This is a genomic window from Streptomyces sp. NPDC006624 (assembly GCF_040611555.1).
Lineage (GTDB): Bacteria > Actinomycetota > Actinomycetes > Streptomycetales > Streptomycetaceae > Streptomyces.
Window position 1 is genome coordinate 18,194 of the sequence record NZ_JBEXOM010000019.1, and the last position, 12,118, is coordinate 30,311.

Sequence of the window (12,118 nt, forward strand, 5' to 3'; positions counted from 1 at the left end):
AAGCGAGCCGCGACCGCCGCCTCGCGGCTCTAGGGGATCGATGACTGAGTATGGCCGGGGCCCAGGCTCCGAACCGTGGCATCCGGAGGACCCGTTGTACGGGGACGGCGGATGGAGAGGCCAGCAGGCCCACCAGGGTCAGCAGTCCCCCTACGACGGCCAGCCGCAGCACTATCCGCAGCAGCCGCAGCCGCAGTACGGCGACTGGGGCACCGGTGAGCAGCCCGGCTACGGTCAGGCGCAGCAGTACCCGTACGACCAGCAGCAGTACGCGGCACAGCACCAAGGGCATCAGCAGTACCCCGGACAGCAGGGCCACGGGCACCCGCAGGACCAGGGGTACCACCAGCAGCAGTACGACGACGGCGGCTGGAGCACCGGCGCCCACCAGCAGGTGCCGTACCCGGGCGATTCCCCGGACCCCTACGGGCAGCAGTCCGGCTCCTACGACGAGGGCCGGCAGGACTACTACGGCACGCCCGAGGCGTATCCGCCCGCCGGGCCGCAGAGCCGCCGCGAGGCCGCTCCCGAACCGGAGACCGACTGGGACCCCGGCCCCGACCAGGGCGAACACGCCTTCTTCGCGGGCGGGGACGACGACGAGGACGACGAGCCGGACGGCCGGCGCGGACGCGAGGACAAGCGCGGACGCGGCGGCAAGCCGAAGAAGCGGCGCAACGGCATGGCCTGCCTGGTCGTCGTGCTGGTCCTCGGCGGCGGTCTGGTGGGCGTCAGCTACTTCGGCTACCAGTTCTTCCAGGATCGTTTCGGCGACGCCCCGGACTTCGCGGGCGACGGCAGCGGGCAGGAGGTGTCCGTCGAGATCCCCGAGGGCTCCGACGGCTACGCCATCGGCCGGGCGCTGAAGGCCGCCGGTGTCGTCAAGAGCGTGGACGCCTTCGTCTCGGCCCAGGCCGGCCACCCCGACGGCCGGAACATCCAGGCCGGTGTCTACACGCTGCAGAAGCACATGTCGGCCGCCAGCGCGGTCGACCTGATGCTCAGCCCCGAGAGCCGCGACAACCTGATCATCGCCGAGGGCAAGCGCAACGCCGACATCTACCGCCTCATCGACAAGCGGCTGAAGGTCGAGGAGGGCACCACCGCCGCGGTCGCCAAGAAGGACTACAAGAAGCTCGGCCTGCCGAGCTGGGCGCAGGGCCACGCGAACGTCAAGGACCCGCTGGAAGGCTTCCTCTACCCCTCCAGCTACGGCGTGAGCGAGGGGCAGAAGCCCGCGGACGTCCTGAAGCAGATGGTGAAGCGGGCCAGCCAGACGTACGAGAAGCTCGGCGTGGTGGAGAAGGCGGAGAGCCTCGGACTCGAGGACCCCTGGCAGCTGGTCACCATCGCCAGCCTGGTCCAGGCCGAGGGCACCAGCCACGACGACTTCCGCAAGATGGCCGAGGTCGTCTACAACCGGATGAAGGCGGGCAACCCGCAGACCAACGGGATGCTGGAGTTCGACTCCACCTACAACTACATCAAGAACCAGAGCAAGATCGACCTGAGCCTCAGCGAACTGCGCACGTACGACAACCCGTACAACACGTACTTCCACAAGGGGCTGCCGCCCGGTCCGATCGACAACCCGGGCGAGGACGCCATCAAGGGCGCACTCGATCCGACGGACGAGGGCTGGTACTACTTCATCTCGCTCGACGGCAAGACCAGCAAGTTCACGAAGACGAACGCCGACCACCAGAAGCTGGTCGACCAGTTCAACGCCTCGCGGAACAACTGAGGAAACCTTCGATGGCCGCACCACGCCGGGCCGCCGTACTCGGCTCCCCGATCGCCCACTCGCTCTCCCCGGTCCTGCACCGCGCCGCCTACCGCGAACTCGGCCTGGCCGGCTGGACGTACGACAGGTTCGAGGTCGACGAGGAAGGGCTGCCCGGCTTCTTCCGGACGCTCGGCGCCGAGTGGGCGGGGCTGTCGCTCACCATGCCGCTGAAGCGGGCCGTGATCCCGCTGCTCGACGGGATCAGCGACACCGCCGCCTCGGTCGACGCGGTCAACACGGTCGTCTTCACCGAGGACGGCCGCGCGACCGGCGACAACACCGACATCCCCGGCATGGTGGCCGCGCTGCGCGAGCACGGCATCGACAAGGCCGAGTCCGCCGCGATCCTCGGCGCCGGTGCCACCGCGTCCTCCGCGCTGGCCGCGCTGGCCCGGATCTGCCCGGGCGAGATCACCGCCTATGTGCGCAGCGAGGCCCGGGCAGCCGAGATGCGGCGGTGGGCCGAGCGGCTGGGCGTCGCGGTGCGCGTCGCGGACTGGGCGGACGCCGGGCGGGCCCTGCGCGCGCCCCTGGTGATCAGCACCACGCCCGCAGGCGTCACCGACGCCCTCGCCCGGTCCGTCCCGGAGCGGCCGGCGGCCCTCTTCGACGTGCTCTACGACCCCTGGCCGACCGCCCTCGCCGCCCGCTGGTCGGCGCACGGCGGCGCTGTGGTCAGCGGTCTCGACCTGCTGGTGCACCAGGCCGTGCTGCAGGTGGAGCAGATGACGGGGCTGGCCCCGGCGCCCCTGGACGCCATGCGAAAAGCGGGCGAGACGGCGCTCGCCGACCGCTAGGATCCGCTCTCGGTTCCGCAGGGGGCGGAACAGGGGAGGGGAGACCACGTCATGTCCGCAGGCCTGACCCAGGCATCGGTCAAGACCCAGATATTCGACGCCGTGCTGGGGTTCCTGCCCGACTGGGTGCAGATCACGGTGCTCGCGCTGATCGTGCTCGCCGTCGTCGTGTCCTGGGCCGTCAAAATCAAGCGGAAGATCGCTTACCGTCGCGCCGTCCGCACCGGGCAGCCGGTTCACGCGGCGGCCCGGTACGGGCAGGGGCGCGGGGCCGACCACCTGGGGCAGTACGCGCCGCAGCCGCAGCCGCAGCCTCAGCAGGGCAGCGGGGCCGACCACCTCGGCGCGTACGCCCCGCAGCAGGCGCAGCCCGCGCCGCAGCCCAGCGGTGCCGACCTCCTGGGGGCGTACGCGCCGCAGCGGCGCCCGGGTGAGGGTCCGTCCGCGAACGCGTCCGCTTGATGGACCGCCCACCGGGCGGACGGCCCGGACGTGGGAGGATCGGATGAGGCGGACCGGGCCGCGCACCCGGTCGGGCCGTCGCCGTACGCGATCAGGTGCGTACGCCGGGCAGTACCAGGGCGCGAGCACTGAGGAGCACCGTTGAGCAGGTTGCGCTGGCTGACCGCGGGGGAGTCCCACGGTCCCGCACTCGTCGCGACGCTGGAGGGACTTCCCGCCGGCGTACCGATCACCACGGACATGGTGGCGGACCACCTGGCCCGGCGCCGGCTCGGCTATGGACGCGGTGCGCGCATGAAGTTCGAGCGTGACGAGGTCACCTTCCTGGGCGGCGTCCGGCACGGCCTGAGCCTCGGCTCCCCGGTCGCGATCATGGTGGGCAACACCGAGTGGCCGAAGTGGGAGCAGGTCATGGCGGCCGACCCGGTCGACCCGGACGTTCTCGCCGGTCTCGCCCGCAACGCCCCGCTGACCCGCCCGCGGCCCGGCCACGCCGACCTCGCCGGTATGCAGAAGTACGGCTTCGACGAGGCCCGGCCGGTGCTGGAGCGGGCCTCGGCGCGTGAGACCGCCGCCCGGGTGGCGCTGGGCGCGGTGGCCCGGTCGTACCTGAAGGAGACCACCGGCATCGAGATCGTCAGCCATGTCGTCGAGCTGGCCGCCGCCAAGGCGCCGAAGGGCGTGTACCCGACGCCGGCCGATGTGGAGAAGCTGGACGCGGACCCGGTGCGCTGCCTGGACGCGGACGCGTCGAAGGCGATGGTCGCCGAGATCGACCAGGCCCACAAGGACGGCGACACCCTGGGCGGCGTCGTCGAGATCCTCGCCTACGGCGTGCCCGTCGGCCTCGGTTCGCACGTGCACTGGGACCGCAAGCTCGACGCCCGGCTGGCCGGCGCGCTCATGGGCATCCAGGCGATCAAGGGCGTCGAGATCGGCGACGGCTTCGAGCTGGCGCGCGTCCCGGGCTCCCAGGCCCACGACGAGATCGTGAAGACCGACGAGGGCATCCGGCGCACCTCCGGCCGCTCCGGCGGCACCGAGGGCGGCCTGACCACCGGTGAACTGCTGCGCGTGCGCGCCGCGATGAAGCCCATCGCGACCGTCCCGCGCGCCCTGCAGACCGTGGACGTCACCACGGGCGAGGCCGCGCAGGCCCACCACCAGCGCTCCGACGTCTCCGCGGTCCCGGCCGCCGGCATCGTCGCCGAGGCCATGGTGGCCCTCGTCCTCGCCGACGCGGTGGCCGAGAAGTTCGGCGGCGACTCGGTGACCGAGACCCGCCGCAACGTCACCTCGTACCTCGACAACCTCGCCATCCGATGAGCGGGCCGCTGGTCGTCCTGGTCGGCCCGATGGGCGTGGGCAAGTCCACCGTGGGGCAGTTGCTGGCCGAACGGCTCGGCGTCTCCTACCGGGACACCGACGACGACATCGTCGCCGAGCAGAACCGGACCATCGCCGAGATCTTCGTCGACGACGGCGAGCCCGCCTTCCGGGCCGTCGAGAAGGCGGCCGTGCGGCGGGCGCTCGCCGAGCACGACGGCGTCCTGGCGCTCGGCGGCGGAGCGATCCTCGACCCCGGCACGCGTGTGCTGCTCGCCGGGCAGCGGGTGGTCTACCTGTCGATGGACGTCGAGGAGGCGGTCAAGCGCACCGGCCTCAACGCGGCCCGCCCCCTGCTCGCGGTCAACCCGCGCAAGCAGTGGCGCGAGCTGATGGAGGCCCGCCGGCACCTCTACGAGGAGGTCGCCACGGCCGTGGTCGCCACCGACGGCCGCACCCCCGAAGAGGTCACCCAAGCCGCCCTGGACGCACTGGAGTTGAAGGAAGCATGAGCGAGGCAGTGACGCGGATCCGGATCGGCGGCACCGCGGGCACCGACCCCTACGAGGTCCTGGTGGGCCGCCGGCTCCTCGGCGAGCTCGGCGGACTGATCGGCGACAAGGCCAAGCGGGTCGCGATCGTCCACCCCGAGGCCCTGGCCGAGACCGGCGACGCGCTGCGCGCCGACCTGGCCGAGCAGGGCTACGAGGTGGTCGCCATCCAGGTGCCCAACGCCGAGGAGGCCAAGACCGCCGAGGTCGCCGCCTACTGCTGGAAGGCGCTCGGCCAGTCCGGCTTCACCCGCACCGACGTCATCGTCGGCGTCGGCGGCGGCGCGACCACGGACCTGGCCGGTTTCGTGGCCGCGACCTGGCTGCGCGGGGTGCGCTGGATCGCCATCCCCACCACCGTCCTCGCCATGGTCGACGCGGCCGTCGGCGGCAAGACCGGCATCAACACCGCCGAGGGCAAGAACCTGGTGGGCGCCTTCCACCCGCCCGCCGGGGTCCTGTGCGACCTGGCCGCGCTGGACTCCCTCCCGGTCAACGACTACGTCTCCGGCCTCGCCGAGGTCATCAAGGCCGGCTTCATCGCCGACCCGGTGATCCTGGACCTCATCGAGTCCGATCCCGAGGCCGCCCGCACCCCGGCAGGGCCGCACACCGCCGAGCTCATCGAGCGCTCCATCCGGGTCAAGGCCGACGTCGTCTCCTCGGACCTGAAGGAGTCGGGCCTGCGGGAGATCCTCAACTACGGCCACACGCTCGGCCACGCCATCGAGAAGAACGAGCGCTACAAGTGGCGCCACGGCGCGGCCGTCTCGGTCGGCATGCACTTCGCCGCCGAACTCGGCCGCCTGGCGGGCAGGCTGGACGACGCGACGGCCGACCGCCACCGCACCATCCTCGAATCGGTCGGGCTGCCCCTGCACTACCGGCACGACCAGTGGCCCAAGCTGCTGGAGACCATGAAGGTCGACAAGAAGTCCCGCGGCGACCTGCTGCGCTTCATCGTCCTCGACGGCCTGGCCAAGCCCACCGTCCTGGAAGGCCCCGACCCGGCCGTGCTGCTCGCCGCGTACGGCGAGGTCGGGCAGTAAGTCCCGCAGCGCGCCTTCCGCCCGAAATCGCCTCGCGGGGCGGGCACTTCGGACCGCCCCCGGCCGTTCACACATCGACGACCGGGGGCGGTACCGTTCGGTACCAGCGGGTTCCGCCCCGCTGTCAGCGCCCATCGCCTGTACGAGACGGAGTGGCACCGGATGCAGCACGCAGTGGGTTCTCCGCTGCCGCCGCCCCACCAGTCGGGGCACGGACCGGCCGCCGGCTGGTCGCCGGCCGCACACCACCCGGGTCCGCACCACCAGGGCCCCGCGCCGGTGCCCCCGCCGCCCCCGGCGCCGGGCTATCCCGCGCCCCCTCCCGCACCGCTCCCGCAGGGGCACGTTCCCCCCGCCCCGGAGACCACCGGCCACGTCCCGCTGCCGCCGGGCGGCCCGGTCGCCGTGCCGAGCGCCCCGACGGCCCTGGACCCCACGGGCACGACGCTCGCGGTGCTGCTGATCGGCCCCGCGGGCGCGGGCAAGACCAGCGTCGCCAAGTACTGGGCGGACCACCGCCGCGTCCCCACCGCGCACATCAGCCTCGACGACGTACGCGAATGGGTCCGCTCCGGATTCGCCGACCCCCAGTCCGGCTGGAACGACAACAGCGAGGCCCAGTACCGCCTCGCCCGCCGCACCTGCGGCTTCGCCGCGCGCAACTTCCTGGCCAACGGCATCTCCTGCGTCCTCGACGACGCGGTCTTCCCCGACCGCCCGGTCGTCGGCCTCGGCGGCTGGAAGCGCCACGTGGGCCCCGGCCTGCTGCCGGTCGTCCTCCTGCCCGGACTGGACATCGTCCTGGAGCGCAACGCGGAGCGCTCGGGCAACCGCCGGCTGACCGACGAGGAGGTCGCCCGCATCCACGGCCGCATGGCCGGCTGGTACGGCTCGGGCCTGCCCATCATCGACAACTCCCAGCTGGACGTCCCCGAGACGGCGAGGGTCCTGGACGAAGTCCTGGCACGATCGATAGCGAGCCCGCCGGCCTGGTGACGCCGGGAGCCCGCCCGGCACGGGGAGTACGGCGAGGCCGCAGCCGCCGGCGCAGCGCGCGGGGCGTGCCGGTGCGGCGCAGCCCGCCGATCAGCCGGTCTCCATCGGCACAAGCCCGGCAGCGCGCTGCGGGGCGCGCCCCGCGGAGGACTCGCCGCACCGCCACGCCCTCGGCCCACAACAGGCGCACCAGCCCTCACCGCCCCACCGTTCCCGACCCCACCCCCGGCCCACCCCCAGTCACCCCCACTCGGCCCCACCCGACCGGCGACATCCCCCCAGCGCTCGTAGGCTCGGGTCATGTCAGAGGTGTACGCGGCCCGCCGGACGCGCCTGAGGGAATACTGCAACGCGGGCGGCAGCGCGGCGGCGCTCGTCTCCCGCCCCGCCAACGTCCGCTATCTCGCGGGCGCCGCCCCGCACGGCGCCGTCCTGCTGCTGGGCAAGACAGAAGACCTCCTCGTCCGCGCCGGACCGGACGCGGAGCGCCCCGCCCAGGAGCGCCCCGACGAGAACCTGCGCGTACTGACCCTGCCGGGTTCCGGCGGCGGCGACCCGGCCGTGGCCGCGGCCGACACCGCCAAGGGCCAGGGCGCCGACTCCCTGGCCGTCGAGGAGCACCACCTCACCGTCGCCCGGCACCGAGCCCTGCACTCGGTCGCCCCCGGCCTGCGCCTCACCAACCTCGGCCACGCGGTCGAGCAACTCCGCGTCGTCAAGGACGAGGAGGAGATCTCCTGCATCCGCATCGGCGCCGAGATCGCCGACCAGGCCCTCGGCGAACTGCTGGAGTCCATCCTCGTCGGCCGCACCGAGCGCCACCTCGCCCTGGAACTGGAAAGGCGCCTCGTCGACCACGGGGCGGACGGACCGGCCTTCCCGACCTCCGTCGCCACCGGCCCCCACGCCGGCCGCCCGGGCAACCGCCCCACCGACCGCCGCGTGGAGGAGGGCGACTTCCTCTCCGTCTGCCTCGGCGCGACCTACCGCGGCTACCGCTGCGAGATCGGCCGCACCTTCGTCATCGGCACCGCACCCGCGGACTGGCAGATCGAGCTGTACGACCTGGTCTTCGCCGCGCAGCGGGCCGGCCGGGAGAGCCTCGTACCCGGCGTGGCCTGCCGCGACGTCGACCGCGCCGCACGCCAGGTCCTGGACTCCGCGGGGTACAAGGAGGGCCTCACGGCCCTGACCGGACACGGGGTCGGACTCGAAATCGACGAGGACCCTCAATTGGGCCCCGCGGCCATGGGTAAACTGGACGCTTGCGTGCCGGTCACCGTCGAACCGGGGGTCCACCTCCCGGGCCGGGGCGGTGTCAGGATCGATGACACGCTCGTCGTCCGCCCCGAGGCGGACGGCGGACCCGAGCTACTCACCATCACGACCAAGGAGCTGCTCGCCCTGTAGGCAGGTGCGTGCCCCGGGGTCGTACGTCAGTCCAGGAGATTCCGCAACCGTGGCTTCCACGAACGACCTCAAGAACGGCATGGTGCTCAAGCTCGAAGGCGGCCAGCTCTGGTCCGTCGTCGAGTTCCAGCACGTCAAGCCCGGCAAGGGCCCGGCCTTCGTGCGCACCAAGCTCAAGAACGTGCTCTCCGGCAAGGTCGTCGACAAGACCTTCAACGCCGGCGTCAAGGTCGAAACGGCCACCGTCGACAAGCGCGACATGCAGTTCTCCTACATGGACGGCGACTACTTCGTCTTCATGGACATGGAGACCTACGACCAGCTCATGGTCGACCGCAAGGCCGTCGGCGACGCGGCCAACTTCCTCATCGAGGGCTTCACGGCCACCGTGGCCCAGCACGAGGGCGAGGTGCTCTTCGTGGAGCTGCCGGCCGCCGTCGAGCTGACCGTCCAGGAGACCGAGCCGGGCGTCCAGGGCGACCGCTCCACCGGTGGCACCAAGCCCGCCACCCTGGAGACCGGCCACCAGATCCAGGTCCCGCTCTTCATCACCACCGGTGAGAAGATCAAGGTCGACACCCGCACCAGCGACTACCTCGGCCGGGTGAACAGCTAACCGTGGCTGCCCGCAACACGGCCCGCAAGCGCGCCTTCCAGATCCTCTTCGAGGGAGACCAGCGCGGCGCCGAGGTGCTGACGGTCCTCGCGGACTGGGTCCGGCTCTCCCGGGCCGACACCCGGCAGCCGCCGGTGAGCGAGTACACGATGGAGCTGGTCGAGGGCTACGCGAAGCACGCGAAGCGCATCGACGAGCTCATCGCCCAGTACTCGGTCGGCTGGACGCTCGACCGGATGCCCGTCGTCGACCGGAACATCCTGCGCCTCGGCGCCTACGAGCTGATCTGGGTCGATGGCACGCCGGACGCCGTCGTCCTGGACGAGATGGTGCAGCTCGCGAAGGAGTTCTCCACGGACGAGTCGCCCTCGTTCGTGAACGGCCTGCTCGGCCGGCTGAAGGAACTCAAGCCCTCGCTCCGCCGCGACGAGGCCTGAGGACCAGGCCCGGGACGGCCCTCTGGAGGCCGGCGACGAAGGCCGGAGCACGACAGAACGCCGGAGGGCCCGCAGCACCCACGCTGCGGGCCCTCCGGCGTCCCCGGCGGTCCCTGTACGCTCGGTCGCCGCCAGGCCCGCACAACGGCGCCGGGGTGGCCGGAACCCGATGGTTCCGGCCACCCCGGCGGCACGTTTCTGCTGTGACCGCCGAGCGGTCAGGCGTCCTCGTGGGTCGCGACCGCGCGGCGCGCGTCCGCGTCCAGGACGCCCCAGCTGATCAGCTGCTCGGTGAGCACCGAGGGCGACTGGTCGTAGATGACGGCGAGTGTGCGCAGGTCGTCCTGGCGGATGGAGAGCACCTTGCCGTTGTAGTCACCGCGCTGCGACTGGATCGTGGCCGCGTAGCGCTGCAGGGGGCCCGCCTTCTCGGCCGGCACCGTGGCCAGCCGCTCCAGGTCGAGGACCAGCTTCGGCGGCGGCTCGGCGGCGCCGCCCGGGGTGGTGCCCGGAAGCAGCTCCTGCACCGGAACGCCGTAGAAATCCGCCAGCTCGGCAAGGCGCTGCACGGTCACGGCACGGTCGCCGCGCTCGTACGAACCGACCACGACCGCCTTCCAGCGTCCCTGGGACTTCTCCTCGACACCGTGGAGGGAAAGGCCCTGCTGGGTGCGGATCGCCCGGAGCTTGGCCCCGAGCTGTTTGGCGTATTCGCTGGACATATAGCTCCCCGGCACTGTGTCGACGCGGCCGGCAGTGTTGCCGTGCCGCGCGGCTGGTAACTCACTGTGAGGTTACGCAGCGTTACTCTGCTGCGTCAAGCCGAATGGTCCGCACCGACTCTTCCGTGGTATCGACGCGGCGCTGGGCCGAACGGGTGATCCGAGGGGGCCGTTCGGGCGATCCCGGGGGCCTGCTACGGTGGATGGCGCACATCCCGACGTCCTTTAAGGTCCGTCCCGTGAGGCGGAGAAGGAGGTCCGTTTCGTATGGACACGCACGACACGCAGTCCGATGCCCGGCCCGTTCTCGAAGGGCCCGACATCGCGCGGGTGCTGACCCGCATCGCCCACGAGATCGTCGAACGCGCCAAGGGCGCCGACGACGTGGTCCTCCTCGGCATCCCGACCCGGGGCGTCTTCCTCGCCCGGCGGATCGCCGACAAGCTCGAGCAGATCACCGAGCGCAAGGTTCCGTGCGGTTCGCTCGACATCACCATGTACCGCGACGACCTGCGCATGCACCCGCCGCGTGCGCTGGCCCGCACCGAGATCCCCGGTGACGGCATCGACGGCAAGCTCGTCGTCCTCGTCGACGACGTGCTCTTCTCCGGCCGCACCATCCGCGCCGCCCTCGACGCGCTGAACGACATCGGGCGCCCGCGCGCGGTGCAGCTCGCCGTCCTCGTCGACCGCGGCCACCGCGAACTGCCCATCCGCGCCGACTACGTCGGAAAGAACCTCCCCACGTCGCTGCGGGAGACGGTCAAGGTCCAGCTCGCCGAGGAGGACGGTCGCGACACCGTGCTGCTCGGCGCCAAGCCGGCCGCCCAGTAGCGCCTCAGGCGTACGCCGCCGTCGTACGCCGGCTCAGTGCGCGCTCGCGCGCGCCCGTCTGCCCCGAATCTCCCGTTTGAACTGCCTTACGGAGCCTGACAGATGCAGCGTCATCTCATCTCGGCCGCCGACCTCACCCGCGACGACGCCGTCCTGATCCTCGACACCGCCGAGGAGATGGCCCGGGTCGCCGACCGGCCGATCAAGAAGCTGCCGACCCTGCGCGGCCGCACGATCGTCAACCTCTTCTTCGAGGACTCCACCCGCACCCGGATCTCCTTCGAGGCCGCCGAGAAGCGGCTGTCCGCGGACGTGATCAACTTCTCCGCCAAGGGCTCCAGCGTCTCCAAGGGCGAGTCCCTGAAGGACACCGCCCAGACCCTGGAGGCCATGGGCGTCGACGCCGTGGTCATCCGGCACGGCGCCTCCGGAGCCCCCTACCGCCTGGCGAACTCCGGCTGGATCGACGCGGCCGTCGTCAACGCCGGCGACGGCACCCACCAGCACCCCACCCAGGCCCTGCTGGACGCCTTCACCATGCGCCGCCGCCTGGTCGGCCACGACGCCGGACTCGGCCAGGACCTGGCGGGCAGGCGCATCACGATCGTCGGCGACGTGCTGCACAGCCGCGTCGCCCGCTCCAACGTTGACCTGCTGCACACCCTCGGCGCCGAGGTCACCCTGGTCGCCCCGCCGACCCTGCTGCCGGTCGGCATCGAGACCTGGCCCTGCGAGGTCTCCTACGACCTCGACAGCACGCTGCCCAAGTCCGACGCGGTGATGATGCTGCGCGTCCAGCGCGAGCGCATGAACGCCGCGTTCTTCCCGACCGAGCGCGAGTACTCCCGGCGCTACGGCCTCGACGGCGAGCGCATGGCGCGGATGCCCGAGCACGCCATCGTGATGCACCCCGGCCCGATGGTCCGCGGCATGGAGATCACCGCCGAGGTCGCCGACTCCGACCGCTGCACGGTCGTCGAGCAGGTCGCCAACGGCGTCTCCATCCGCATGGCCGTCCTGTACCTGCTGCTCGGTGGAAACGAGCCCGCCGTCACCCGCCCGCCCGTCGCCCACCACCACCCTTCCAGCGAGCGCTCCGCGCACACCCCTTCTGCGGCCGAGGAGAAGTAAG

General features: G+C 71.9%; 13 protein-coding genes. 12 read left to right on the forward strand and 1 reads right to left on the reverse strand.

Features of this window, described 5'->3' with window-relative positions; translation table 11 throughout:
- The first annotated feature begins 40 nt into the window (after positions 1 to 40).
- From mltG to nusB, 10 genes are all read left to right on the forward strand, one after another.
- Complete coding sequence (gene mltG / locus ABZY20_RS28705; protein WP_356445055.1) at positions 41 to 1,744, forward strand: endolytic transglycosylase MltG; 1,704 nt, start codon at positions 41 to 43, stop codon at positions 1,742 to 1,744.
- Between the two features lie 11 nt (positions 1,745 to 1,755).
- Positions 1,756 to 2,583: a shikimate dehydrogenase gene (locus ABZY20_RS28710; protein WP_356445057.1), complete on the forward strand. Its 828-nt coding sequence runs from the start codon at positions 1,756 to 1,758 to the stop codon at positions 2,581 to 2,583.
- Between the two features lie 51 nt (positions 2,584 to 2,634).
- Positions 2,635 to 3,045: a hypothetical protein gene (locus ABZY20_RS28715; RefSeq protein ID WP_356445059.1), complete on the forward strand. Its 411-nt coding sequence runs from the start codon at positions 2,635 to 2,637 to the stop codon at positions 3,043 to 3,045.
- A gap of 141 nt (positions 3,046 to 3,186) precedes the next feature.
- Positions 3,187 to 4,371 (forward strand): chorismate synthase, encoded by a 1,185-nt coding sequence (gene aroC / locus ABZY20_RS28720; protein WP_356445061.1) that lies wholly within the window; start codon positions 3,187 to 3,189, stop codon positions 4,369 to 4,371.
- Positions 4,368 to 4,883 carry a shikimate kinase gene (locus ABZY20_RS28725; protein ID WP_356445063.1) on the forward strand — a complete coding sequence of 172 codons (516 nt, stop codon included), beginning with the start codon at positions 4,368 to 4,370 and terminating at the stop codon, positions 4,881 to 4,883. Before aroC ends, ABZY20_RS28725 begins: the two co-directional genes overlap by 4 nt.
- Positions 4,880 to 5,971 (forward strand): 3-dehydroquinate synthase, encoded by a 1,092-nt coding sequence (gene aroB, locus ABZY20_RS28730; protein ID WP_356445065.1) that lies wholly within the window; start codon positions 4,880 to 4,882, stop codon positions 5,969 to 5,971. Before ABZY20_RS28725 ends, aroB begins: the two co-directional genes overlap by 4 nt.
- Before the next feature lie 162 nt (positions 5,972 to 6,133).
- Entirely contained in the window at positions 6,134 to 6,967 is an 834-nt protein-coding gene (locus ABZY20_RS28735; protein ID WP_356445067.1) for a Pro-rich N-terminal domain-containing protein, read from the forward strand.
- Between the two features lie 300 nt (positions 6,968 to 7,267).
- Positions 7,268 to 8,377: an aminopeptidase P family protein gene (locus ABZY20_RS28740; RefSeq protein WP_356445070.1), complete on the forward strand. Its 1,110-nt coding sequence runs from the start codon at positions 7,268 to 7,270 to the stop codon at positions 8,375 to 8,377.
- 49 nt (positions 8,378 to 8,426) lie between these two features.
- On the forward strand, positions 8,427 to 8,993 hold the full coding sequence (gene efp, locus ABZY20_RS28745; protein ID WP_070030057.1) for an elongation factor P: 567 nt from the start codon (positions 8,427 to 8,429) through the stop codon (positions 8,991 to 8,993).
- A gap of 2 nt (positions 8,994 to 8,995) precedes the next feature.
- The gene (nusB, locus tag ABZY20_RS28750; protein WP_356445072.1) at positions 8,996 to 9,430 is read left to right on the forward strand and encodes a transcription antitermination factor NusB; all 435 of its coding nucleotides are present in this window, start codon (positions 8,996 to 8,998) and stop codon (positions 9,428 to 9,430) included.
- Positions 9,431 to 9,648: 218 nt separating this feature from the next.
- Here nusB and bldD read toward each other — a convergent pair whose 3' ends face one another.
- The gene (gene bldD, locus ABZY20_RS28755) at positions 9,649 to 10,152 is read right to left on the reverse strand and encodes a transcriptional regulator BldD (protein WP_020938842.1); all 504 of its coding nucleotides are present in this window, start codon (positions 10,150 to 10,152) and stop codon (positions 9,649 to 9,651) included.
- Positions 10,153 to 10,419: 267 nt separating this feature from the next.
- Between bldD and pyrR the strand changes: the two genes are divergently transcribed.
- Both pyrR and ABZY20_RS28765 read left to right on the forward strand, forming a co-directional pair.
- Complete coding sequence (gene pyrR / locus ABZY20_RS28760) at positions 10,420 to 10,986, forward strand: bifunctional pyr operon transcriptional regulator/uracil phosphoribosyltransferase PyrR (protein WP_356445075.1); 567 nt, start codon at positions 10,420 to 10,422, stop codon at positions 10,984 to 10,986.
- Positions 10,987 to 11,088: 102 nt separating this feature from the next.
- Positions 11,089 to 12,117, forward strand: coding sequence for an aspartate carbamoyltransferase catalytic subunit (locus tag ABZY20_RS28765; protein ID WP_356445077.1), 1,029 nt, complete (start codon positions 11,089 to 11,091; stop codon positions 12,115 to 12,117).
- Position 12,118 lies beyond the last annotated feature (1 nt).

Bases quoted from the DNA above. Each gene is read 5' to 3' on its own strand.
- pyrR (WP_356445075.1), top strand. From the start codon at position 10,420: ATGGACACGCACGACACGCAGTCCGATGCCCGGCCCGTTCTCGAAGGG.
- ABZY20_RS28735 (WP_356445067.1), top strand. From the start codon at position 6,134: ATGCAGCACGCAGTGGGTTCTCCGCTGCCGCCGCCCCACCAGTCGGGG.
- bldD (WP_020938842.1), bottom strand. From the start codon at position 10,152: ATGTCCAGCGAATACGCCAAACAGCTCGGGGCCAAGCTCCGGGCGATC.
- ABZY20_RS28715 (WP_356445059.1), top strand. From the start codon at position 2,635: ATGTCCGCAGGCCTGACCCAGGCATCGGTCAAGACCCAGATATTCGAC.
- aroB (WP_356445065.1), top strand. From the start codon at position 4,880: ATGAGCGAGGCAGTGACGCGGATCCGGATCGGCGGCACCGCGGGCACC.
- ABZY20_RS28740 (WP_356445070.1), top strand. From the start codon at position 7,268: ATGTCAGAGGTGTACGCGGCCCGCCGGACGCGCCTGAGGGAATACTGC.
- ABZY20_RS28765 (WP_356445077.1), top strand. From the start codon at position 11,089: ATGCAGCGTCATCTCATCTCGGCCGCCGACCTCACCCGCGACGACGCC.
- mltG (WP_356445055.1), top strand. From the start codon at position 41: ATGACTGAGTATGGCCGGGGCCCAGGCTCCGAACCGTGGCATCCGGAG.
- ABZY20_RS28710 (WP_356445057.1), top strand. From the start codon at position 1,756: ATGGCCGCACCACGCCGGGCCGCCGTACTCGGCTCCCCGATCGCCCAC.
- ABZY20_RS28725 (WP_356445063.1), top strand. From the start codon at position 4,368: ATGAGCGGGCCGCTGGTCGTCCTGGTCGGCCCGATGGGCGTGGGCAAG.